The following is a 21,951-nucleotide window of genomic DNA, read 5'->3' as shown; positions in this document are numbered from 1 at the left end:
TTTTCCATTGACTCTCACCCTTGATGAGTTTGATGGTATAGATGCCATGCTATTATCTGAATACAAATCTTCGATTTGAAAACCGCTGTTGAACTGTGTATTCCCTACGATCATGATCAAACAAGAGCATCTCATCGAGTCCATCTCTGCCGCCCTCCAGTACATCAGTTACTACCACCCGGCCGACTACATTGCCCATCTGGCCAAGGCCTATGAGCGCGAACAGAGCCCGGCGGCCAAGGACGCGATGGCCCAGATACTCACCAATAGCAAGATGAGCGCCACCGGCCACCGTCCCATTTGCCAGGACACGGGCATCGTGAACGTTTTTCTTAAGGTGGGCATGGACGTGCGCTGGGAAGGCTTCACGGGCAGCCTCGACGACGCCATCAACGAAGGCGTGCGCCGCGGCTACAACCACCCCGACAACATGCTGCGCGCCTCGGTGGTGGCCGATCCGCAATTCGCCCGAAAGAACACCAAAGACAACACGCCGGCCGTGATCTTCACGGAGATCGTTCCGGGCAACACCGTCGACGTGACGGTGGCGGCCAAGGGCGGCGGCAGCGAGAACAAGAGCAAGATGGTCATGCTCAACCCGGGCGACAGCGTGGTCGACTGGGTGCTCAAGACGGTGCCCACCATGGGCGCCGGCTGGTGCCCGCCCGGCATGCTGGGCATCGGCATCGGCGGCACGGCCGAAAAGGCGGTGCTCATGGCCAAAGAGAGCCTTATGGACAGCCTCGACATGCACGAGCTGCAGGCCAAGTCGGCCCGCGGCGAGGCGCTCACGCAGGTCGAAGCGCTGCGCCTGGAGCTGTACGAGAAGGTCAACGCCCTGGGCATCGGCGCGCAGGGCCTGGGCGGCCTGGCGACGGTGCTGGACGTCAAGATCAAGATGTACCCCACGCACGCGGCCAGCAAGCCGGTGGCGATGATTCCCAACTGTGCGGCCACGCGGCATGCGCACTTCGTGCTCGACGGCTCGGGCCCGGCGTACATCGATCCGCCCTCGCTCGACCTGTGGCCCAAGATCGATTGGGCGCCCGACTACAACAAGAGCAAGCGGGTCGACCTGAACACCCTCACGCCCGAGGTCGTCGCCAGCTGGAAGCCGGGCGACACGCTGCTGCTCAACGGCAAGATGCTGACGGGCCGCGATGCCGCGCACAAGCGCATCCAGGGCATGCTGGCCAAGGGCGAGAAGCTGCCGGTGGACTTCACCAACCGCGTCATCTACTACGTGGGCCCGGTCGATCCGGTGGGCGACGAGGCCGTGGGCCCCGCGGGCCCCACCACGGCGACCCGCATGGACGGCTTCACCGAGATGATGCTGGCGCAAACGGGCCTGATCGCCATGATCGGCAAGGCCGAGCGCGGCCCGGTGGCCATCGAGGCCATCCAGAAACACAAGAGCGCGTACCTGATGGCCGTGGGCGGCGCCGCCTACCTGGTGAGCAAGGCGATCAAGCAGGCCAAGGTGGTGGGCTTCGAAGACCTGGGCATGGAAGCCATCTACGAGTTCGACGTGGTCGACATGCCCGTGACCGTGGCCGTGGACGCCGGCGGCACCAGCGCGCACATCACCGGCCCGGCCGAGTGGAGCAAGCGCATCGCCACGGGCGAGTTCAAGGGCATCGAGGTGGCCTCGGCCTGAGCCATGAGCCGCTGCGCGCCGGTGGGCGTTTTCGACAGCGGCGTGGGCGGCCTGAGCGTGCTGGCCGCCCTGCAGGCGCGGCTGCCGCACGAGCGCTTCGTCTACTACGCCGACACGGCGTACGCGCCCTACGGCGAGCGGGGCGATGCCTTCGTGGCCGAGCGCACGCTGCAGGTGGCCGGGCAGCTGGTGCGCGAGCATGGCGTCAAGGCGCTGGTGGTGGCCTGCAACACGGCCACTGCGGCGGCCATCCACCTGCTGCGCGCGGCCTGGCCCGGCCTGCCGATCGTGGGGGTGGAGCCCGCCCTCAAGCCGGCGCTGGCTGTCTCGCGCACGGGCCGGGTGGCGGTGCTGGCGACGCGCGGCACGCTGGCCAGCGCCAAGTTCGGCGCCCTGGTCGAGCGTGTGGCCGGCCCGGGTCACGAGGTGCGCCCGGTGCCCTGCGACGGGCTGGCCGATGCCATCGAGCAGGACGACCAGGCCGCCATCCGCGCCCTGTGCACCCGCTACATCGCCGAGGCCGGACCGCTCGGAATTGATGCAGGTCAAGCCGACGTCGTCGTCCTCGGTTGCACGCACTACCCCTTCGCCCAGGGCCTGATGGCCGGGCTGGCGGGAAGTGATGTTCGTTTTGTGGAAACCGGGGAACCTGTCGCTCGTCACACTGTTCGTCTGCTGGATGCGGCCGGACTGGCCCGCACGGACGGACCCGGCGGCTTGGCGCTGCTCAGCAGTGGAGACTGTGAAAATTTGCATCGGGCGGTTCGACGTTGGCTGATGGGCTCGACCGCAGTCAGCAGCTGAAGCCGGCTTGGTGCGCCGATGCGCCACTCTGGCGCGGCGATGATACGAGATGGTGCAAAGGTTTTTGACGTTGTTTCTGGTGGTGACATCCCTGTGTGCGCCCGCTATGGCAACAGCGGCGTGTGACACAGGTTTGGCAGAGCGGATGCAAGCGAAGCTGCATCCCCTACGTGTAATCGATCATTCGTTAACGGCCTGCAAGAGTTTCTCCACATTTGTCAGCAAGACGATAGTTGCGTTGCCACTTCAAAACGGTGTGAGCGACAAGGGGGCGCGCACGCTTGACGTCGAGCTGCTATTAGTGCAGAGGCCGGACAACGGCAATACGGAGCGCGACACGGTGGCGGCGCGGCTTTTTCTGCCGGAGTTGCTGGTGGAGGACGCACACCTTCGCATTCAGGAATTGCGGCTCGACATGGGCCGCTATGTGCTGGCGAGCGGCGAGCGCGCCTTTGGCCTGCGCGTGCTGTACCGGGGCGACGATCCGGCCCGGCCGTACAGCGTCGAGACGCTGCGGCTTTTCGTGGTGCAGGGCAAGACGATCCGCCCGGTGCTGGACGAGCTGGTGATGCAGCGGGACAGCGGCGAGTGGGACTTGAGCTGCCAGGGCCGCTTCGAGGAGGTGCGCACGCAGCTCACCGCCCAGCCACCGCCTGCGCGGCCTGCGGGCGCCTGGGCCGAGCTGTTGGTGCGGCGCAGCCTGGTGGTGCGGCAGATGGCGCTCGACGAGAACGGCCAGTGCGCCGAGCACGCAGCGCCGCCGCGCTACACGGCGGTGACGCTCAAGGCGAAGGATGGGCGCTATCCGATTCCGCATTCGCTGCGCGCGCCTTGAAACGAGGTGCAGCGGTGGGGTGAGCGGGCCCCTCTCCCCAACCCCTCTCCCGCGAGGGGAGAGGGGCTCAGGTGGAAGCGTAGCGGTGGGGTGGGCGGCCCCCTCTCCCCAACCCTTCTCCCGCGAGGGGAGAGGGGCTCAGGCGGGGGGGGCTGGATTGAACGGCGAGGCTTGCCAGAAAAAACAATGCCCGCCAAAGCGGGCATCGAGTGACTTGCTCCCTCTCCCCTTGCGGGAGAGGGCTGGGGAGAGGGAGCGACAGCGTCACCACCGCCCCTCAAAACGCCAGGGCCAGCGCCCTCCAATCAATGCAGATGCCGCGGACGGCGCCCACCGCCATGGCCACCGGCACCAGGGCCACCACTACTGCCACCCCCTCGCGGAGGACGGCCGATTTCGAGCGAATTGACCAGCGCGTCGAAGCGGTCGCTGAAGAGCTTGTCGATCTCGGCCACCACGCCGCCGAGTTCGGCGCCGTCGAAGTGGCGCTCCATGAGGTGCACCACGTCTTCCACCAGCAGGTCGCGCTGCACCTGCATGATGGCGGCGGGGTTGGGGCCCACGAAGAGCATGACGAAGTCGTCGCGGGAGTCGGCCTCGGGGTCGCCGTCTTCCTCTTCGTCGAATTCGGTGTCGTAGAAGCTCACCTCGATGGCGGCGCCCTGCTCGGTCAGTTCGTTCAGGGCCATGCACATCTCGTCGAGGGCCTGGCGGAAGTCTTCGTCGCCGGTGATGGTCCAGCAGACCTGGAGCATGCGGTCCTTGGCGTCGAAGCGGATGCCGGGCTCTTCTTCGTAGGCACTGGTGGCGCCGTCGGCCAGGGACTTGGCGCCGGCGTACGTCCACAGGGGCTTCAGCGCTTCCTGGATCTGGGCGTAGGTGACATCCGCTCGCAGCGGCACATCGCCGTGCACATGGATTTCGAATGGAGCGTTGTAGCGAGGCATGAGCAGCTCCCTGTTCTGTGTGAAGGTGGTGCCCGGAACCGGGGTCGAACCGGTATGCCGTCTTTCAACGGCGACGGATTTTAAGTCCGCTGTGTCTACCAATTTCACCATCCGGGCGGCGTGGGCGGACGATAGCAGGAGCGTCGACGAGGGTGTGGGGTGGAGGCGCGATCCGGAGTCGAACCGGACTGACCGGATTTGCAATCCGGGGCATAACCGCTTTGCTATCGCGCCGCTGGGAGACCTTCGGTACAGGTGAGGCGGCGAGCGCCTGCTGCAGTTCCGAAGAGCCTCGCAGTATATAGCGTTTTCTGGCCGTTTCCGATGCTGCCGACAGCTCAGCGTGCCTTGCCGCCAGACTCCGCCAGCAACGCGACCAGTTCGGGCACGAGGCGCTGCACGCCGCCCTGCTCCACGGCGCCGGCATAGGTGCCATAGACGGCCTCGGCAATGCGCTGCGCAGCGTCGAAGCCGTGGGCCATCTGCGTGTAGTAGCCCAGGTCCTTCTGCGCGTTGGACATGGCAAAGCGCAGGCCGCTGGTGTCGCTGTTCAGGATGAAGGGCTTGAGCCGCTCCAGCGCCACGCCGCCGCCGCCGCCCTTGGCGAGCACGTCGACGAAGACGTCGGCCGACACGCCTGCACGCCGCGCGCAGGCGGCGGCTTCGGCAATGAGCGCGACCGAGCCCAGCGAGACGTAGTTGTGCAGCAGCTTCATGCCGTGGCCGGCACCGACGCCGCCGGCGTGCGTGATGTTCTCGGCAAAGCAGGCCAGCAGCGGGCGGCATTCGTCGAACAGCGCCGCATCGCCGCCGACCAGCAGGTTGAGCCGGCCTTCGGCGGCTTCCTTGGGCGTGCGGGTCATGGGCGCGTCCAGGAAGCGGCCGCCGGCCTGCTGCACGGCCTTGGCCATGCGCAGCGTCGAATCGGGGATGGATGTGGAGCAGTCGATGATGACCGTGCCGGGCTTGATGGCCTTGAGCAGGCCGCCATCGCCCACGAGCACGGCCTCGACCTGCGGCGAGCCGGTCACGCAGAGGATGACGTAATCGGCGTCGGCCACCAGCGCGGCGGGCGTGGCCGCCGTGCGGGCGCCTGCGGCCAGCAGGGCGTCGAGGGGCTGGTTGCCCGGGTGCTCCAGCACGGTGAGCTGGTGGCCGTGCTTCACCAGGTTGGTGGCAATGCCGTGGCCCATCAGGCCGATGCCGATCATGCCGAGGCGAAGGGGGTTCATGCGGAGGATCTCCAGTGGGATGCAGGGCGACGAGAAAAAGTCGCAGCCCGCCATTGTGCGGGGTCGCCCGCCCGCACCCCGTCGCGCACTGAAGCGGGCAGCGCGACCGCACCCGCGCCTACACCGCCAGCGCGCCCGCACCGACCAGCGCCGCCCGCGCGGACCGACCCGGCCAGCGCGTGCCAGAACTTAGTGTCCAGCGCGATGACCGATGCCTTCTTTTCCTCGTCGCCCCTGGCCGAACCGCCCGAGCGGGTACTCGGCCGGCTGGTGGAAGACTCGGGCACGGCCGCATTGACGCTGGACCATCTGGTCGGCCAAGGGCTGGACGCGCTGCCCCTGCCCGGCCATGGCAGCACGCTGCTGCGCTGGCAATGGCTGGCGGCAGTGGCAGGCCACGACCTCAATCTCGCCAAGCTGTACGAAGGCCACACCGACGCGCTCGCCATCCTGGACGAGCTGCGCGGTCCGTCCCGCCCCGAAGGCAGCCTGTGGGGCACCTGGTGCGCCGAACCACCCAGCGCCCGGCTGCGCTTCGAACAGGCGCCGGGCGGCCAGTTGCGGCTGCACGGGCCCAAGGCCTGGTGCTCGGGCGCCCGGCAGCTCACCCATGCGCTGGTGAGTGGCTGGTACGACGATGGCCAGCCCGGGCTTGCGGCCGTGGAGATGCACGCACCGGGCGTGACCATCGGCAGCCAGCACTGGCACGCCGTGGGCATGGGCCCGACGGACACGGCCCAGGTGGATTTCGACGGCGTGCTCGCCACGCCCGTGGGCGCGCCGGGCGACTACGTGAACCGACCCGGCTTCTGGCATGGCGGCGCGGGCATCGCCGCCTGCTGGTGGGGTGCCGCGGCCGCCGTGGCGGCGCGCATGCGCAAGCACCTGCGCCAGGGCCGGCCTAATGCCCACCAGCAGGCGCATCTGGGCGCGGCCGAAGCGCTGCTGTGCGCCTGCGCGGCGCTGCTGCGCGAAAGCGCTTCGTGGATCGACACCCATCCCACCGACGACGCCCAGGCCACCGCCCTGCGCGCACGGCTTGCCGTCGAGCATGCGGCGAGCACGGTGATGCAGCACGCAGGCCGCGCGCTGGGCGCGGGCCCGCTGTGCACCGACGCCCGTCTGGCGCGCCTGATGGCCGACCTGCCCGTGTTCATGCGCCAGAGCCATGCCGAGCGCGACGAAGCGGGGCTGGGCACGCTGGCCCTTCTGGCCGACGACGGGACGCCCGCCGCCTTCGGCGGCTGGTGCGCGCTGTGAACGGCGCCGCCGTGGCCGAAGCGCCTGCCACCCGCCACATCGGCCCGGGTGAAGGTACGCCCGAATGGCAGTGGGCCCGTTGCAGCCGCTTGGCGGCCGTGCCCTTCGCGCAGTTCAGCGACCTGGTGCCGGCCGATGCCCGGGCCGTGGTGGTGGCACCGCATCCCGACGACGAAGTGCTGGCCGCGGGCGGCCTGCTGGCGCTGGCGACGCAGATCGGCCGCTCCATCGCGCTGGTGGCCGTCACCGATGGCGCAGCCAGTCACCCGGCCTCGCGCCTGTGGCCCGCCGAGCGCCTGGCCGCGGAGCGTCCGCGCGAGACGCTGGCCGCGCTGGCGGCGCTGGGCGCGCATCCGCAGGCGCTGGTGCGCCTGGGCCTGCCCGACGGCGGGCTCGCCGCGCAGGAGGCGGAGCTCACCCGCCAGTTGCAGGCGGTGCTGCGTCCGCGCGACGTGGTCATCACCACCTGGCAGTTCGACGGCCATCCCGACCACGAAGCCACTGGCCGTGCCACCGCGCAGGCGGCCCGCGCCGTGGGCGCCCGCTGCCTGCAGGCACCCGTGTGGGCCTGGCACTGGGCCCGCCCCGGCGACGCGCGCATGCCCTGGGCGCGCGCGCAGCGCCTGCCCCTGCCGGCCGCCATCGCGCGCCGCAAGCAGGCGGCCATGCGCGCCTTCGCGAGCCAGCTGGCGCCGGACCCGAGCACCGGGGCCGGGCCCGTGCTGCGGGCCACGACCGTGGCGCGTGCCAATCGTCCCTTCGAGGTGTTCTTCCTGCCCTGAGAGTCCGGAAAGCCGCTTGTGATGTCCTCCTTCCATGCCCATCCCACCGCCGATCACGCCGAGAGCGGGCAGCGCTATTTCGACGACATCTATGCGCAGCAGGACGACCCCTACGGCCTGCGCACCCGCTGGTACGAGCGCCGCAAGCGCGACGTGCTGCTGGCCGCCCTGCCCCGCCCGCGCTTCCGGCGCGCCTACGAGCCCGGCTGCGGCGCCGCCGAGCTGAGCGCCGCGCTCGCCACGCGTTGCGACGCGCTGTTGTGCAGCGACTTCCATCCCCGTGCGGTGGCCACGGCCGCCAAGCGCCTCTCCGGCCAGGCCCATGTGCGGGTCGAACAGCGCACGCTGCCGCAGGACTGGCCGACGGCCGAGCGCTTCGACCTCATCGTGCTCAGCGAAGTGAGCTACTTCCTGCCCCGTATCGACGTGGCCCGCGTGGCGCACTGCTGCACCGCCACGCTGGCGCCCGACGGCGTGCTGGTGGCCTGCGACTGGCGGCCGGACTTCGAGGGCCGCCGCACCGCCACCGCCGAAGTGCACCGCGTGCTGGAAGGTCTGGGCCTGTACCGCGTCGTCCGCCACGAGGAGGACGACTTCCTGCTGCACGTGTGGCAGCGCGAGCGCCGCTCCGTGGCGCAGCAGGAGGGCGTGCGTTGATCGGTGTGGCCATTCCAGCCCACGACGAGGAGGCCCACATCGCCGCCACGCTGGCCGCCGTGCGCGTCGCAGCCGCCCATCCGGACCTGCAGGGCGAGGCGGTGCGCGTGGTGGTGGTGCTGGACGCCTGTGCCGACGACACGGCGCGGCTCGCCCGCGATGCGGGCGCCTGGACGCTGCCCATCGAGGCACGCAACGTCGGCACGGCCAGGGCGGCCGGCGCCGACTGGCTTCTGGCCGCGGGCGCGCGCTGGCTGGCTTTCACCGATGCGGACACGCGCGTCGATACGCGCTGGCTGGCCGCGCAACTGGCGCTGCGGGCCGACGCCGTGTGCGGCAGCGTGGCCGTGGACGACTGGTCGGCGCACGGCCCCCTGGCCGACCGGCTGCAGGCCCACTTCGACCACCACTACCGCGATGCCGACGGTCACCGCCACATCCATGGCGCCAACCTGGGCGTGAGTGCCGAGGCCTACCGGCGCGCCGGCGGCTTTGCCCCGCTGCACTGCAGCGAGGACGTGGCGCTGGTGGACGCACTGGCGCGCACCGGCGCCCGCATTGCCTGGAGCGCCCTGCCCCGCGTGTGGACCAGCGCCCGCCCGCAGGCGCGTGCGCGCGGCGGCTTCGGCGACACGCTGCTGGCGATGGCGCGCAGCCTCAGCGAGGTCCTGCCCGCCGTTCCCGTGCCCGACGTTGCTGACGTGTCTCCGTCGCTCGGCGCGCGGCTTCTTCCTTCTCCCGCTTGCGCTCGCGCCGCCGCGCGCTGAGCTTGCGGCCGAGCCAGAAGCTCACGAGGCCGGCCACGGCGCCGAGCACCAGGCCGAGGGTGCTGAAGTCGATACCACCCATCACAGAACCCTTTGGACCCAGTCGGGCGTGAAGGTGAACGAACCCGGCTTGCCCTTGCGGCCGCGCGTGCCGCCGGCGTTGTTGAGCGTTCGGATGTCCAGTTGCTCGTCGCGCCGCTTGCCGCGGAAGTCGCCTTCGATGCGGATGCTGCGGGTGTAGGCCGCCGCACCCGCCAGGCGCGCCTTGGGCGCCAGGTCCATCAGCGTCAGGCCGCGGCCGCCCTTGGGCAGCAGCTTGAGTTCGGCGATGTCGAAGGTCAGGATCTGCCGGTCGCTCGCGACGCAGCACACGTGCGTGGCGGCGGGCAAGGGCTCGGTGCCGGCCGCGCCGCCCACCACGCTGGGGCGGCACAGCTGGTCGCCCTCGGCCACGTCCATGAAGGCCTTGCCGCTGCGGTGGCGGGACATCATGTGCTCGATGGCGGCGATGAAGCCGAAGCCGCCGGTGCTCGACAGCAGCAGCTGCGCCGTCGGCGGCCCGGCGAAGAAGTGCGCCACCTGCGTGCCGGCCTCCAGCTCGATCATGGTGGTGACGGGCTGCCCATCGCCGCGCCCGCCGGGCAGGCTGGCCACCGGCACGGTGTAGACGCGCACCGAGCCGCCCTTGGCGGTGCCGAAGACCAGCAACGTGTCGACCGTGCGGCATTCGAAGGCGCCGTACAGGCTGTCGCCGGCCTTGAAGGCGTAGTCCCCCTTTTCCGGGTTCCAGCCCTTCTGCGTGCGCACCCAGCCCTTCTGCGACACGATCACCGTCACCGGCTCGTCCAGCACCTTGACCTCGGCCACGGCGCGCTTGTCGGCCTGGATCAGCGTGCGGCGCGGGTCCTCGAAGGTCTTGGCGTCGTGCTCGATCTCCTTCACCAGCAGGCGGCGCAGCGCGGCCGGGCTGCCCAGGATCTCTTCGAGCTTCTTCTGCTCGTCGCGCAGCTTGGCCAGCTCCTGCTCGATCTTGATGGCTTCGAGCCGGGCCAGCTGGCGCAGCCGGATTTCGAGGATGTCCTCGGCCTGCCGGTCGCTGAGCTTGAAGCGGGCGATCAGCGCGGCCTTCGGGTCTTCCGCCGCACGGATGATGGCGATCACCTCGTCGATGTTGAGCAGCACCAGCTGCCGGCCTTCGAGGATGTGGATGCGGTCCAGCACCTTGTCGAGCCGGTAGCGCGAACGCCGCTCGACCGTGCGAGCGCGGAAGGCGATCCACTCTTCCAGCATCTGGCGCAGCGACTTCTGCGTCGGCTTGCCGTCCAGGCCCACCTGCGTGAGGTTGATGGACGACGAGGTCTCCAGCGAGGTCTGCGCCAGAAGCGTGGCGATGAACTCCTCCTGCGGAATGCGCGAGGTCTTGGGCTCGAACACCAGGCGCACCGGCGCGTCCTTGCTGGACTCGTCGCGCACGGCGTCCAGCACGGCCAGCAGCGCGGCCTTGACCTGCTGCTGCTCGGTGGTCAGCGCCTTCTTGCCGGCCTTGACCTTGGGGTTGGTCAGCTCCTCGATCTCTTCGAGCACCTTCTGGTTGCTCACGCCCGGCGGCAGCTCGGTGACCACCACCTGCCACTGGCCGCGGGCCAGTTCCTCGATCTTCCAGCGGGCGCGCACCTTGAGCGAGCCACGGCCGGTGCGGTAGGCGTCGGCGATGTCGGCGGGGCTGCTGATGATCTGCGCGCCGCCCGGGTAGTCGGGGCCGGGGATGAGGGCGAACAGTTCCTCGTCGCTCAGTTGGCCATTGGCCTTGATCATGGCCACGCAGGCGTCAGCCACCTCGCGCAGGTTGTGGCTGGGGATCTCGGTGGCCAGACCCACAGCGATGCCGCTGGCGCCATTGAGCAGCACGAAGGGCAGGCGCGCCGGCAGCTGACGCGGCTCGTCGGTGGAGCCGTCGTAGTTGGGCACGAAGTCCACCGTGCCCTCGTCGATCTCGTCGAGCAGCAGCGAGGTGATGCGCGCCAGCCGGGCCTCGGTGTAGCGCATGGCCGCCGCGCCGTCGCCGTCGCGGCTGCCGAAGTTGCCCTGGCCGTCGATCAGCGGATAGCGCTGGGCGAAGTCCTGCGCCATGCGCACGAGCGCGTCATACGCCGCCTGGTCGCCGTGCGGGTGGAAGCGGCCGAGCACGTCGCCGACCACGCGCGCGCTCTTCACCGGCTTGGCGCCGACGGTGCCGTTGGCACCGCCGAAGCCCAGCCCCATGCGCGACATCGAGTACAGGATGCGCCGCTGCACCGGCTTCTGGCCGTCGCACACGTCGGGCAGCGCGCGGCCCTTGACCACGCTCAGGGCGTATTCGAGGTAGGCGGTCTGAGCGTAGTCGGCCAGGGTCAGGCTGTTCGGGTCCTCGGGCTCGGCCAGGGCCTGGGGGGCTTGGGTGTCGTCGTCCATCGTCTTGCGGAAAGTCGGGTTCTGGCGGGCGGCTGCATCAGGCAGCCGTCGGTCGTTGGGGTGGTTTGCGTTCTGCTACGGGTGGGCGGCGCAGAAGGGCGGGATCAGCGTGAAGGGGGCCATCGCCTCCGCGGCCACCGGGCCTGCGGCCTCGGTGCGCGAAGCATCCTGCCGAGCGGCAGGCCGGCATCGGTCATGGCGCACTACTCGGCGCCGGCGTCGCGCTCGGCAGAGGGCGGCGCAATTTCCATGCGCACGCGCGTGGCGGGCTTGCCGGCGCGGTTCACGCTGGCCGTGAGCACGCGCGAGGAGGCCGAGGGCTTGAGGTGCGCATAAAGCTGCATCACCGTCTTCACGTAGTTCTGCGTCTCGCGGTAGTCGGGAATGCGGCGGCCTGCGCGCTGCACGGCACCCTCGCCCGCGTTGTAGGCGGCCAGGGCGAGTTCCATGCTGCCGTCGAACATCTTGAGCAGGTCGCTGAAGTAGCGGCTGCCGGCGGCGATGTTGATGCGCGGGTCGGTCAGCTTGTGGGCCACCGTCTGCTTGGCGTCGGCACGCACGCCATAGCGCTCGGCGGTGGCGGGCATCAGCTGCATCAGGCCGACGGCGCCCTTGGGCGAGACGGCGTCGATGTCGAAGCCGGATTCGGCGGCCATCAGCGCGTGCAGCAGCGATTCGTCCAGCCCGTGCTTGCGGGCGGCCTCGCGCAGCGCCGTCTGCGCGGCGGGCGAGAGCGGCGGCTTTTCGACCAGCGCCAGCAGGCCCTTGCGCGGCGGCTCGCCATTGGGCATGGCCACGGGGGGCAGCGGACGGCGGCGGTCGATGGGATTCCAGCGGCTGTTGAGGACCTCGCCGTCGCGCACGATCAGCTCGTAGCGCTCATCGGCCCGGGTGTCGGCGAAATGCGGCTGGCCCTGGGGATCGAGGTAGCCGTAGACGGTGCCGCTCGCGGCGGCGCCGGTGCGGCGGGTCAGCAGTTGCTGCAGCGCCTGCGCCGCCTCGGCCGGCACCGCGTCGTCGGCACCGAACCTGCCGGCCGTGTCGTCACGCAGCACCAGCTGGTAGCGGGCATCGAGCTTCTCGGCCGAGAAGTGGGCCACGCCGCGCTCGTCGGTGTAGCCGTAGAGGGCGGCATGGGCGGAGGCGGCGACGAAGAGCGCACCCACTGCAAGGCCGAGCGCCCGCATCCGCCCCCTCCCCCCCTGGGGGAGGGTTGGGGTGGGGGCCAGCACCCACCGGCGCGCCCCATCGCCCCCAAGAACTTGAACAGCCTCACCGCCCAAGCCAACGCCCCGGTCCATCGAACGCCCGCGGCCCCTCACCCCACCTCTCCCCAGCGGGGAGAGGAGCGAAGAAAGCCCCTTGGCGACGGCCATGGCCCTCATACGTCGATCTCTACGTCGTCCGCGCGCAGTTCCATCAGCTCGCGGCGGGCGGCGGCCTCACCCTTGCCCATGAGCTTGGTGATCTCGCCCTGCGTGTGGCTGAAGTCCAGCCGACCCAGGCGCACCTGCAGCAGGCGACGGGTGTCGGGGTTGAGCGTGGTCTCCCACAGCTGCTCGGCGCTCATCTCGCCCAGGCCCTTGAAGCGGCTGATGCTCCACTTGCCCTCGGCCACGCCGTCCTTGCGCAGCTTGTCGAGGATGGCGGTGAGCTCGGCCTCGTCCAGCGCGTAGAACTTGGCGGCCGGCTTCTTGCCGCGGGCGGGCGCATCGACGCGGAACAGCGGCGGCCGCGCCACGTACACATGGCCGGCATCGATCAGCTTGGGGAAGTGACGGAAGAAGAGCGTGAGCAGCAGCACCTGGATGTGCGAGCCGTCCACGTCGGCATCGGACAGGATGCAGACCTTGCCGTAGCGCAGGCCCGACAGGTCGGGCGTGTCGTTGGGGCCGTGCGGATCGACGCCGATGGCCACGGACATGTCGTGGATCTCGGTGTTGGCGAACAGGCGGTCGCGCTCCACTTCCCAGGTGTTGAGCACCTTGCCGCGCAGGGGCAGGATGGCCTGGCATTCCTTGTCGCGGCCCATCTTGGCGCTGCCGCCGGCGGAGTCGCCCTCGACCAGGAAGAGTTCGTTGTGGCCGATGTCGCGGCTTTCGCAGTCGGTGAGCTTGCCGGGCAGCACGGCCACGCCGGAGCCCTTGCGCTTCTCGACCTTCTGGCCGGCGCGCTGGCGGGTCTGCGCCGCCTTGATGGCGAGTTCGGCCAGCTTCTTGCCGTAGTCGACGTGCTGGTTGAGCCACAGCTCCAGCGCCGGCCGCACGAAGCTGGAGACCAGCCGCACCGCGTCGCGCGAATTGAGCCGCTCCTTGATCTGGCCCTGGAACTGCGGATCGAGCACCTTGGCCGACAGCACGTAGCTGGCGCGGGCGAAGACGTCCTCCGGCAGCAACTTGACGCCCTTGGGCAGCAGCGAATGCAGCTCGATGAAGCTCTTGACGGCATTGAACAGGCCGTCGCGCAGGCCGCTCTCGTGCGTGCCGCCGGCGCTGGTGGGAATCAGGTTGACATAGCTCTCGCGCACCGGCTGGCCTTCTTCGGTGAAGGCGACGCACCATTCAGCGCCCTCGCCTTCGGCGAAGGTCTCGGTGTTCCTGTCGGCATGGCCGGCGCCCTCGAAGAGCGGGATCACCGGATCGGCGGTGAGCGTCTGCATGAGGTAGTCGCGCAGGCCGCCCTTGTAGAGCCACTGCTGCGTCTCGCCGCTCTTCTCGACCGTCAGGCTGACGGCCACGCCGGGCATCAGCACCGCCTTGCTGCGCAGCAGGTGCGTGAGCTCGCCCATGGGGAAGGCGGCCGATTCGAAGTATTTGGCGTCGGGCCAGGCGCGGACGGTGGTGCCCTGCCTGCGGTCGCCGCTGCCCTGTGCGCGTAGCTGCAGCGGCTCGATCACGTCGCCGGCGCCGAAGACGAGGCGGGCCACCTGGCCCTCGCGGTGCGAGACGACTTCCAGCCGCGTGGACAGCGCGTTGGTCACCGACACGCCCACGCCGTGCAGGCCGCCCGAGAAGCTGTAGGCGCCGCCCTGGCCCTTGTCGAACTTGCCGCCGGCGTGCAGCCGGGTGTAGACCAGCTCGATGACCGGGGCCTTTTCCTCGGGATGCAGGCCGAAGGGAATGCCGCGGCCGTCGTCCTCGACGCTGACCGAGCCGTCGGTGTGCAGCGTGAGCTTGATCTTCTTGCCGAAACCGGCCAACGCCTCGTCGGCGGCGTTGTCGATCACTTCCTGGATGATGTGCAGCGGGTTGTCGGTGCGGGTGTACATGCCCGGCCGCTGCTTGACGGGCTCCAGGCCCTTGAGGACGCGGATGGAACCTTCCGAGTAGCCGGAAGGCGTCTTGCTGGGGGTTGCCATGGCGGCGGATTGTAGTCACGACCCATGGCCTGGACTGGATGCCCATCCAGCCCCTGCGGGAAGCCGCCTCAGGGCAGGCCGGCGAACAGCGCGGCGGCGGGCAGGCGCAGGTCGAGGCTGGCGAGCGGCACCGCCTCGCCCGGCGCCCATTGCTGCAAGGCCCACAGGCCGTCGGCGCCCTTGCGGTAGAGGTCGATGCCACGGCGATGGGCGTCGATCAGCAGGTATTCGCGCAGCGAGGGCAGTCCGCGGTAATGCGTGAAGCGCACCCCGGGGTACAGGCTGCCGGTCCCGGGGGAGAGCACGTCGGCGATGAACACCGGCTCGGCGGCCGGCACCCGCCTTTCGCGGGCCGCGCCCGGGCAGCTGACCACCAGGTCGGGGTACAGATAGGCCGCCGCACCGGGCAGGTACAGCCGCAGCTCCCCCCGATGGACACGGCATGCGGTGCCGCGCAGATGCGCGCGCAGCGCCGCCGCGAGGTTCAGCGCCACCGCCGCGCGCGGGTCCGCGGCGTCGGCGGGGGCCGGTTCGGCCTCGTCGTGCACCGCGTAGACGCGGCCTTCCACGTACTCGTGCCGTCGTGCCTGGGTCGATTCCCAGGCCAAATAGTCCGCCTCCGTCATGCGCGGCGTGCTGGATGGCTGTGCCATGTTCTTCTCCCTGATCGTCGAGCCGCCGCGATGCTAGCGACAGCAAGGTGCGGACAGACCGCCGACAATGCGCCGCGCCCCTCGCGGGCCGCAATAGATCACAACACTCAGCAAGAGACGCCCGCTTCCATGTCCTCCCCTGCCTCCAACCTCTCCACGCGCCAGGTGCTGATCTGCGGCGCGATGGTCGTGACCCTGTCCATGGGCATCCGCCACGGCTTCGGCCTGTGGCTGCAGCCCATCACGCAGGAGCAGGGCTGGACGCGCCAGACCTTCTCGCTGGCCATCGCCATCCAGAACCTGGCCTGGGGCGTGGCCGGGGTGTTCGCCGGCATGCTGGCCGACAAGCTCGGCGCCTTCCGCGTGCTGCTGATGGGGGCGGTGCTCTATGCCGCCGGCCTGGCCGGCATGGCGCTTTCGCCCACACCCCTGGTGTTCGCGCTGACGGCGGGCGTGCTGATCGGCATGGCGCAGGCGGGCACCACCTACGCCGTCATCTACGGCGTCATCGGCCGCCAGTTGCCGGCGGAACGGCGCTCCTGGGCCATGGGCGTGACGGCGGCGGCCGGCTCCTTCGGCCAGTTCTTCATGGTGCCGGTCGAGGGCCAACTGATCCTGCAACTGGGCTGGAAGAACGCCCTGCTGGCGCTGGCCGCCCTGGCACTGTTGATCGTGCCGCTGGCCTTCCTGCTGCGCGAGCCGGCCCACACGACCGGCGCGGGCCGGCGCGAGCAGACCATCGCCCAGGCCGTGGCCGAGGCCTTCCGCTACCCCAGCTTCGTGCTGCTGATGGCGGGTTACTTCGTCTGCGGCTTCCAGGTGGTGTTCATCGGCGTGCACATGCCCAGCTACCTCAAGGACCACGGCCTGGCGCCCCAGGTGGCGAGCTACGCGCTGGCGCTGATCGGGCTGTTCAACGTGATCGGCACCTACAGCGCGGGCATGCTGGGGCAGCGCTTCGCCAAGCGCAAGATCCTGGCCGCCATCTACCTGGGACGGGCGGTGGCCATCAGCCTCTTCCTGCTGGCGCCGCTGACGCCGACCTCGGTCTATGTGTTCTCGGCCGTGATCGGTGCGCTGTGGCTGTCCACGGTGCCAGCCACCAACGCCATCATTGCCCAGATCTTCGGCGTGGCGCATCTGTCGATGCTGGGCGGCTTCGTCTTCCTCAGCCACCAGGTGGGCTCCTTCCTCGGCGTCTGGCTGGGCGGCTACCTCTACGACCGCACGGGCAGCTACGACATCGTCTGGTACATCGCCATCGCGCTGGGCATCTTCGCGGCGCTGGTGAATCTGCCCGTCAACGAGCGCGCCATCGAGCGGCGCGGGCTGCAGCCGGCATGAAGCAGCGCCGCGACCCCGCCGCGCTCGGCCGCCGCATGGGGGCCTGGGGCATCGCTGCCGTGGCGCTCACGGGCGTCTTCCTGCTGTATGCGCAGCCGGACTTCCTGGTGATGCTGGGCAACCAGATCTGGACCTGCTTCGGATGAGCACGACAGGCCCGCAGCCGCCGCAGCCCCTGGCGCCGCCCTCGCCCTGGGTGCAGCGCTGGGCCCATCTCATTCCCGCGGGCGGACGGGTGCTCGATGTGGCCTGCGGGGCGGGCCGGCACCTCTTCTGGCTGCAGGGCCTGGGCCATGCGCTGACGGGCGTGGACCGCGATCCGGTGGCCATCGCCGCCCTGGCGCCCCTGGCACAGGCCGGCGCCGAGATCGTGCAGGCCGACATCGAGGACGGCCCCTGGCCCTTCGAGGGGCGCCAGTTCGACGCCGTGGTCGTCACGAACTACCTCTGGCGCCCCCTGCTGCCCCGCATCGTGGCGGCCGTGGCGCCCGGCGGCGTGCTGCTGTACGAGACCTTCGCGGCCGGCAACGAAACCGTCGGGCGCCCCTCGCGGCCCGACTTTTTGCTCGCGCCGGGCGAGCTGATCGCCGCCAGCGCCGGCCTGCGGGTGGTGGCCTACGAAGACGGCTTCCTGCCCTCGCCCGAGCGCTTCGTGCAGCGCATTGCCGCCGTCCGGCCCCGGCCCGAAGAAACCCTTGCGCGACATCGCCTCGGTCCCTCCCAGGTCGCTGGCTAGAATCCGCGGTTCCGCGTTCACCGACAAAGAGAGTCCCTTGGAGCAACTGACTGGCAGCATCGTCGCGCTCGTCACGCCGATGCATGAAGACGGTAGCGTCGACTACGACGCGCTTCGCAAGCTCATCGACTGGCACATCGCCGAGGGCACCGACTGCCTGGGCGTGGTCGGCACCACGGGCGAATCGCCCACGGTGGACGTCGAAGAGCACTGCGAGATCATCCGCGTCACCGTCGAGCAGGCCGCCGGCCGCGTGCCGGTGATGGCGGGCTGTGGCGCCAATTCCACCCGCGAAGCCATCGAACTGGCCCGCTACGCCAAGGGCGTGGGCGCCGATTCGCAGCTGCAGGTGGTGCCCTACTACAACAAGCCCACGCAGGAAGGCCAGTACCAGCACTTCCGCGCCATCGCCGAGTCCGTCGGCGACCTGCCGATGGTGCTGTACAACGTGCCCGGCCGCACGGTGGCCGATATGGCCCACGACACGGTGCTTCGCCTGGCCCAGGTGCCCGGCATCGTCGGCATCAAGGAAGCCACCGGCAACATCGAACGTGCGCAGTGGCTGATCCGCGAGGCGCCCAAGGGCTTCTCCATCTATTCCGGCGACGATCCGACCGCCGTGGCGCTGATGCTCTGCGGCGGCCATGGCAACGTGAGCGTTACCGCCAACGTCGCGCCACGCCAGATGCACGAGTTGTGCGTGGCTGCCATCGCCGGCGATGCGCGCCGGGCCATGGAGATCCAGCTGTCGCTGCTGCCGCTGCACCGGGCGCTCTTCGTCGAGCCCAACCCGATTCCCGTCAAGTGGGCGCTGCAGCGCATGGGCCGCATCGGTGCCGGACTGCGCCTGCCGCTGACGCCTCTGGCCGGTTCCCAGCACGCCGCGGTCGAAGACGCCCTGCGCCAATGCGGCCTGGTGTCCGGCTGACACAAAGCTCAAGATTCGGCAACCTTTTGCCGCCCGGGCACTCCATCTGTCCCATGCGGCTGCCGTCGCCTCGACGGGCCGCCTGATTACCCCCCTCTCTTCGCCGAAGGAAGACGACTTGAACACCCCTTTGCGATTCGCCGTGCTGGCCCTGGCCACCAGTCTGGCCGCGTGCTCCGTCCTGGAGTCCGACAAGATCGACTACAAGAGCGCCGGCAAGGCCCCCACGCTGGAGGTGCCACCCGACCTGACCCAGCTCTCGCGCGACAACCGTTACGCCATCCCGGGCGGCGTCGTCTCGGCCAACGCCTATGAGGCCGGCCGTGCCAACGCCCCGGGCATTCCCACGGCCGTCGACAAGATCGGCGACGTGCGCATGGAGCGCGCCGGCAACGAGCGCTGGATCGTGGTCGACCGCCCGCCCGAGCAGCTGTGGGACACGGTGCGCGACTTCTGGATGGAGAACGGCTTCCTGCTGACCAGCGAACAGCGCAACCTCGGCATCATGGAAACCGACTGGGCCGAGAACCGGGCCAAGCTGCCGCAGGATCCGATCCGCTCCATGCTGGGCAAGGTGATCGACTCCGTCTACTCCACGGGCGAGCTGGACCGCTTCCGCACCCGCATGGAACGCACCTCGAAGGGCACGGAGATCTACATCAGTCACCGCGGCATGCAGGAGGTCTACACCAACCAGCGGCAGGACCAGACCATCTGGCAGCCGCGCGCCGTGGACCCCGAACTCGAGACCGAGTTCCTGCGCCGGCTGATGGTCAAGCTCGGCGTGACCCAGGAGCAGTCGCGCGCCGCGGCCGCTTCCGTGGCCGCTGCGCCCCAGGCCCGCGCGGCCACCATCGGCAACGTCAACGGGCAGCCGGTGCTGCAGGTGGCCGACGGCTTCGACCGCGCCTGGCGCCGGGTCGGCCTCTCGCTGGACCGCACGGGCTTCACCGTGGAAGACCGCGACCGCTCGGCCGGCGTCTACTACGTGCGCTACGTGACGCCCAACCCCGACCGCAAGGAACCCGGCATCTTCGGCAAGCTCTTCAGCCGCGACAGCAAGACCGAGGCGCCGATGAAGTACCGCATCCGCGTGCAGTCGGAAGGCGACAAGAGCACGGTGACGGTGCTGAACGAGGCCGGTGCGCCGGAGAAGTCGGACAACGCCCAGCGCATCGTGCGCGTGCTGGCCGACGACCTGAAGTAAGGCGTGGCGCTGCGCTTTCGCAGCCTCGGCAGCGGCAGCAGCGGCAACGGCACGCTGGTGGAGGTGCGCAGCGAGTCGCGCACCTCGCGCCTGCTGATCGACTGCGGCTTCAACCTGCGCCAGCTCGACCAGCGGCTGGCGCGCGAAGGCCTGCAGGCGCGCGACATCGATGCCGTCTTCGTCACGCACGAGCATGGCGACCACATCGGCTGCGCCCATGCGCTGTCGCAGCGCGAAGGCATCGATGTCTGGATGAGCGAAGGCACCTGGCTGGCGACGGGCGCCCCCGACTATGCGGGGCGCCTGCACCTGGCCCGCGATGGCGAGGCCATCGAGGTGGGCGAATTGCAGGTCCAGCCCTTCACCGTGCCCCACGATGCCCGCGAGCCCCTCCAGCTGCGCTGCACCGACGGGGCGCGCACTCTCGCCGTTCTGACGGACCTGGGCCATGCCAGCGCCCACGTCATGGCCCGGCTGGCCGGCGTGGACGCCCTGCTGCTGGAGTTCAACCACGACGTGGCGCTGCTGTCGCAGTCGCGCTATCCGCCCTTCCTCAAGCGCCGCGTCGGGGGCAACTACGGGCACCTGTCCAACACCGCGGCGGCCGAGATCGCCCGGGCCGTGAACCACGGCGGCCTGCGCCATGTGGTGGCGGCCCATCTGTCGGAGCAGAACAACCGGCCGGACCTGGTACGCCAGGCCATGGCCGAGGCGCTCGGCGCCGCCGCCCACGAGATGCTGGCGGCCGACGCCGCCGAGGGCTCGCCCTGGCTCGACGCCTGAGTCTTCAGGACCGCCACCGGGCGCCTCCGGCCCGCGGGTACCGCTTCACAGGCCAGAGAGCCGGGTACTCATGAACAGCGACTCGCTGAACGGCAGGGATTCGGGCCCGTCGGCGCTGCCGCTGTTGATCATGCCGGTCATTTCCTCAGCCGAGATCGGCTTCGAGAACAGGAAGCCCTGAAGCTCGTCGCAGCCCATCAGCATCAGCAGCTCGCACTGGCCCTGCGTCTCCACGCCCTCGGCCACCACCTTCAGGTTCAGCGCCTTGCCCAGGCTGACGATGGACGCGGCGATGGAGCGCGCGTCCTCGCTGTGCTCGAGGTCGGCCACGAAGGCGCGATCCACCTTCAACTCCGAGGCGGGCAGGCGCCGCAGGGCGGCGAGGCTGGAATAGCCCGTGCCGAAGTCGTCGATGGAGACATGCAGGCCCAGCGAGCGCATGCGCTCGAAGGTGGCCGTGGCGGTGTCGGTGTGCTGCATGGCCACCGACTCGGTGATCTCGCAGGTGAAGCGGTTGGGCTGCAGGCCGTGGCGCTCCAGGCACTGGGCGATGTGGTCGACCAGGTCTTCCTCCTGCATCTGCAGTGCGGAGATGTTGACGGCCACGCGCATGCGCAGCCCCATCGCCCGCCAGGAGGCGGCCACACGGCAGGATTCCTCGATCACCCACCGGCCCAGCATGCCCATCAGGCCGGCGGACTCCGCCATGGGCACGAACACGGCCGGCGCCACGTTGCCGCGCACCGGATGCTGCCAGCGCAGGAGCGCCTCGGCCGCGGTGATCTGCAGCGACTGGGCATCGACCTTGGGCTGGAACAGCAGGCGCAGCTCCTTGTTCTCCACCGCCGCGCGCAGGTCGTTCACGAAGAAGGCCTGCGCTCGCGCCTCTTCGGCGAAGGCGGGGTCGTAGACGCAGACCTTGCCCTCGCCATTGAGCCCGGCGCCCGCACGTTCGGCGGCCAGGGAGGCGAATTCGATGAGCCGGCCGCGATCCTCCGGAGCGCCCGCCATGGCCACCCCCAGCGAGGCCACCAGGATCACCTGGCCCTTGGCGGACTGCACCGGCAACGCCAGTTGCTCGAACGCCAGCTCGGCCACTTCGAGCAGGTCGGCCCGGTTGCCGGGGATCGCCAGCGCGAACTCGCCCCCTTCAAGATGCGCGGCCGTCGCGCCCGGCGGCAGGCAGCCCGACAGGCGCTGGGCGGCGAGCTTGACGATGAAGTCGCCGAATTCCTGGCCAAAGGCCTGCCGCATGCGCCGGAAGTGGTCCAGCAGCACCACGACGACCCCGTGAGAGCCGACATCCGCCAGATCGTCGAGCGAAGCATCGAGCCCCTTGCGGTTGCGCAGGCCCGTCAGGGCGTCGCCCCACTCCAGCTCATGCTTCTGCAGCGAAACCGCCTGCAGTTCGCGCCGGATGCCCGCCGACTTCCAGCGCTCTCGCATCATCAGCAGCAGCGCGACGAGCGCGGCCAGCAGGCTCAATCCGATCAGGCCGAGCGAAACCTCGTCGAAGGCAGCGACTTTCATCGGAAGGACAGGCGAAACGG

The 21,951-nt window shown here is 69.9% G+C and carries 20 protein-coding genes and 2 tRNA genes; 13 read left to right on the top strand and 9 right to left on the bottom strand.

Annotated elements, in window-relative coordinates:
• Positions 1-112: 112 nt before the first annotated feature.
• The 3 genes from L0984_RS12665 to L0984_RS12655 all read left to right on the top strand — a co-directional run bounded on the left by L0984_RS12665 (position 113) and on the right by L0984_RS12655 (position 3,296).
• Positions 113-1,657 (top strand): fumarate hydratase, encoded by a 1,545-nt coding sequence (locus L0984_RS12665; protein WP_234193924.1) that lies wholly within the window; start codon positions 113-115, stop codon positions 1,655-1,657.
• A gap of 3 nt (positions 1,658-1,660) precedes the next feature.
• On the top strand, positions 1,661-2,461 hold the full coding sequence (gene murI, locus L0984_RS12660) for a glutamate racemase (protein ID WP_234193923.1): 801 nt from the start codon (positions 1,661-1,663) through the stop codon (positions 2,459-2,461).
• Between the two features lie 145 nt (positions 2,462-2,606).
• Complete coding sequence (locus L0984_RS12655) at positions 2,607-3,296, top strand: hypothetical protein (protein WP_234193922.1); 690 nt, start codon at positions 2,607-2,609, stop codon at positions 3,294-3,296.
• Between the two features lie 305 nt (positions 3,297-3,601).
• On the opposite strand, the gene L0984_RS12650 is transcribed toward L0984_RS12655, so the two are convergent.
• The 4 genes from L0984_RS12650 to L0984_RS12635 all read right to left on the bottom strand — a co-directional run bounded on the left by L0984_RS12650 (position 3,602) and on the right by L0984_RS12635 (position 5,475).
• Positions 3,602-4,243 carry a DUF6806 family protein gene (locus tag L0984_RS12650; RefSeq protein ID WP_234193921.1) on the bottom strand — a complete coding sequence of 214 codons (642 nt, stop codon included), beginning with the start codon at positions 4,241-4,243 and terminating at the stop codon, positions 3,602-3,604.
• 26 nt (positions 4,244-4,269) lie between these two features.
• Positions 4,270-4,360, bottom strand: a tRNA-Leu gene (locus L0984_RS12645).
• Between the two features lie 43 nt (positions 4,361-4,403).
• A tRNA-Cys gene (locus L0984_RS12640) sits at positions 4,404-4,477 on the bottom strand.
• 104 nt (positions 4,478-4,581) lie between these two features.
• The gene (locus L0984_RS12635; RefSeq protein WP_234193920.1) at positions 4,582-5,475 is read right to left on the bottom strand and encodes an NAD(P)-dependent oxidoreductase; all 894 of its coding nucleotides are present in this window, start codon (positions 5,473-5,475) and stop codon (positions 4,582-4,584) included.
• 204 nt (positions 5,476-5,679) lie between these two features.
• Between L0984_RS12635 and L0984_RS12630 the strand changes: the two genes are divergently transcribed.
• From L0984_RS12630 to L0984_RS12615, 4 genes are read left to right on the top strand one after another with little or no spacing between them, the layout of a single operon-like run.
• Positions 5,680-6,735 carry an acyl-CoA dehydrogenase gene (locus tag L0984_RS12630; protein WP_234193919.1) on the top strand — a complete coding sequence of 352 codons (1,056 nt, stop codon included), beginning with the start codon at positions 5,680-5,682 and terminating at the stop codon, positions 6,733-6,735.
• Positions 6,732-7,517, top strand: coding sequence for a PIG-L deacetylase family protein (locus tag L0984_RS12625; protein ID WP_234193918.1), 786 nt, complete (start codon positions 6,732-6,734; stop codon positions 7,515-7,517). The genes L0984_RS12630 and L0984_RS12625 overlap by 4 nt, the downstream gene beginning before the upstream one ends.
• A gap of 21 nt (positions 7,518-7,538) precedes the next feature.
• Positions 7,539-8,174 carry a class I SAM-dependent DNA methyltransferase gene (locus L0984_RS12620; RefSeq protein WP_234193917.1) on the top strand — a complete coding sequence of 212 codons (636 nt, stop codon included), beginning with the start codon at positions 7,539-7,541 and terminating at the stop codon, positions 8,172-8,174.
• The gene (locus L0984_RS12615; protein WP_234193916.1) at positions 8,171-8,941 is read left to right on the top strand and encodes a glycosyltransferase; all 771 of its coding nucleotides are present in this window, start codon (positions 8,171-8,173) and stop codon (positions 8,939-8,941) included. Before L0984_RS12620 ends, L0984_RS12615 begins: the two co-directional genes overlap by 4 nt.
• A gap of 81 nt (positions 8,942-9,022) precedes the next feature.
• On the opposite strand, the gene parC is transcribed toward L0984_RS12615, so the two are convergent.
• From parC to L0984_RS12595, 4 genes are all read right to left on the bottom strand, one after another.
• Positions 9,023-11,392 (bottom strand): DNA topoisomerase IV subunit A, encoded by a 2,370-nt coding sequence (gene parC / locus L0984_RS12610; protein WP_234193915.1) that lies wholly within the window; start codon positions 11,390-11,392, stop codon positions 9,023-9,025.
• Positions 11,393-11,595: 203 nt separating this feature from the next.
• Positions 11,596-12,579, bottom strand: coding sequence for a lytic transglycosylase domain-containing protein (locus L0984_RS12605; protein WP_234193914.1), 984 nt, complete (start codon positions 12,577-12,579; stop codon positions 11,596-11,598).
• A gap of 194 nt (positions 12,580-12,773) precedes the next feature.
• Complete coding sequence (locus tag L0984_RS12600) at positions 12,774-14,750, bottom strand: DNA topoisomerase IV subunit B (protein ID WP_234193913.1); 1,977 nt, start codon at positions 14,748-14,750, stop codon at positions 12,774-12,776.
• Between the two features lie 68 nt (positions 14,751-14,818).
• Positions 14,819-15,403: a Uma2 family endonuclease gene (locus L0984_RS12595; protein ID WP_234193912.1), complete on the bottom strand. Its 585-nt coding sequence runs from the start codon at positions 15,401-15,403 to the stop codon at positions 14,819-14,821.
• Between the two features lie 129 nt (positions 15,404-15,532).
• Here L0984_RS12595 and L0984_RS12590 point away from each other — a divergent pair, with 129 nt between their 5' ends.
• The 6 genes from L0984_RS12590 to L0984_RS12565 all read left to right on the top strand — a co-directional run bounded on the left by L0984_RS12590 (position 15,533) and on the right by L0984_RS12565 (position 20,401).
• The gene (locus L0984_RS12590) at positions 15,533-16,747 is read left to right on the top strand and encodes an MFS transporter (RefSeq protein ID WP_234193911.1); all 1,215 of its coding nucleotides are present in this window, start codon (positions 15,533-15,535) and stop codon (positions 16,745-16,747) included.
• On the top strand, positions 16,744-16,893 hold the full coding sequence (locus tag L0984_RS12585; protein WP_234193910.1) for a hypothetical protein: 150 nt from the start codon (positions 16,744-16,746) through the stop codon (positions 16,891-16,893). Before L0984_RS12590 ends, L0984_RS12585 begins: the two co-directional genes overlap by 4 nt.
• On the top strand, positions 16,890-17,483 hold the full coding sequence (locus L0984_RS12580) for a class I SAM-dependent methyltransferase (RefSeq protein ID WP_234193909.1): 594 nt from the start codon (positions 16,890-16,892) through the stop codon (positions 17,481-17,483). Before L0984_RS12585 ends, L0984_RS12580 begins: the two co-directional genes overlap by 4 nt.
• A gap of 1 nt (position 17,484) precedes the next feature.
• On the top strand, positions 17,485-18,411 hold the full coding sequence (dapA, locus tag L0984_RS12575; RefSeq protein ID WP_370645991.1) for a 4-hydroxy-tetrahydrodipicolinate synthase: 927 nt from the start codon (positions 17,485-17,487) through the stop codon (positions 18,409-18,411).
• A gap of 118 nt (positions 18,412-18,529) precedes the next feature.
• Positions 18,530-19,618 carry an outer membrane protein assembly factor BamC gene (bamC, locus tag L0984_RS12570; RefSeq protein WP_234193908.1) on the top strand — a complete coding sequence of 363 codons (1,089 nt, stop codon included), beginning with the start codon at positions 18,530-18,532 and terminating at the stop codon, positions 19,616-19,618.
• A gap of 3 nt (positions 19,619-19,621) precedes the next feature.
• On the top strand, positions 19,622-20,401 hold the full coding sequence (locus L0984_RS12565) for an MBL fold metallo-hydrolase (protein WP_234193907.1): 780 nt from the start codon (positions 19,622-19,624) through the stop codon (positions 20,399-20,401).
• 45 nt (positions 20,402-20,446) lie between these two features.
• Here L0984_RS12565 and L0984_RS12560 read toward each other — a convergent pair whose 3' ends face one another.
• Positions 20,447-21,931 (bottom strand): putative bifunctional diguanylate cyclase/phosphodiesterase, encoded by a 1,485-nt coding sequence (locus tag L0984_RS12560; protein ID WP_234193906.1) that lies wholly within the window; start codon positions 21,929-21,931, stop codon positions 20,447-20,449.
• Positions 21,932-21,951 lie beyond the last annotated feature (20 nt).

It is taken from the genome of Pseudacidovorax sp. NFM-22, assembly GCF_021401245.1.
GTDB lineage: Bacteria > Pseudomonadota > Gammaproteobacteria > Burkholderiales > Burkholderiaceae_C > Xenophilus.
The sequence above is the reverse complement of the archived record's forward strand: the minus strand, read 5'-3'. Positions and strand labels throughout refer to the sequence as shown.

Coding starts and splice junctions, on each gene's coding strand:
- L0984_RS12665 (WP_234193924.1), top strand. CDS start 113: ATGATCAAACAAGAGCATCTCATCGAGTCCATCTCTGCCGCCCTCCAG.
- murI (WP_234193923.1), top strand. CDS start 1,661: ATGAGCCGCTGCGCGCCGGTGGGCGTTTTCGACAGCGGCGTGGGCGGC.
- L0984_RS12655 (WP_234193922.1), top strand. CDS start 2,607: ATGCAAGCGAAGCTGCATCCCCTACGTGTAATCGATCATTCGTTAACG.
- L0984_RS12650 (WP_234193921.1), bottom strand. CDS start 4,243: ATGCCTCGCTACAACGCTCCATTCGAAATCCATGTGCACGGCGATGTG.
- L0984_RS12635 (WP_234193920.1), bottom strand. CDS start 5,475: ATGAACCCCCTTCGCCTCGGCATGATCGGCATCGGCCTGATGGGCCAC.
- L0984_RS12630 (WP_234193919.1), top strand. CDS start 5,680: ATGACCGATGCCTTCTTTTCCTCGTCGCCCCTGGCCGAACCGCCCGAG.
- L0984_RS12620 (WP_234193917.1), top strand. CDS start 7,539: ATGTCCTCCTTCCATGCCCATCCCACCGCCGATCACGCCGAGAGCGGG.
- parC (WP_234193915.1), bottom strand. CDS start 11,392: ATGGACGACGACACCCAAGCCCCCCAGGCCCTGGCCGAGCCCGAGGAC.
- L0984_RS12605 (WP_234193914.1), bottom strand. CDS start 12,579: ATGCGGGCGCTCGGCCTTGCAGTGGGTGCGCTCTTCGTCGCCGCCTCC.
- L0984_RS12600 (WP_234193913.1), bottom strand. CDS start 14,750: ATGGCAACCCCCAGCAAGACGCCTTCCGGCTACTCGGAAGGTTCCATC.
- L0984_RS12595 (WP_234193912.1), bottom strand. CDS start 15,403: ATGGCACAGCCATCCAGCACGCCGCGCATGACGGAGGCGGACTATTTG.
- L0984_RS12590 (WP_234193911.1), top strand. CDS start 15,533: ATGTCCTCCCCTGCCTCCAACCTCTCCACGCGCCAGGTGCTGATCTGC.
- L0984_RS12585 (WP_234193910.1), top strand. CDS start 16,744: ATGAAGCAGCGCCGCGACCCCGCCGCGCTCGGCCGCCGCATGGGGGCC.
- L0984_RS12580 (WP_234193909.1), top strand. CDS start 16,890: ATGAGCACGACAGGCCCGCAGCCGCCGCAGCCCCTGGCGCCGCCCTCG.
- L0984_RS12560 (WP_234193906.1), bottom strand. CDS start 21,931: ATGAAAGTCGCTGCCTTCGACGAGGTTTCGCTCGGCCTGATCGGATTG.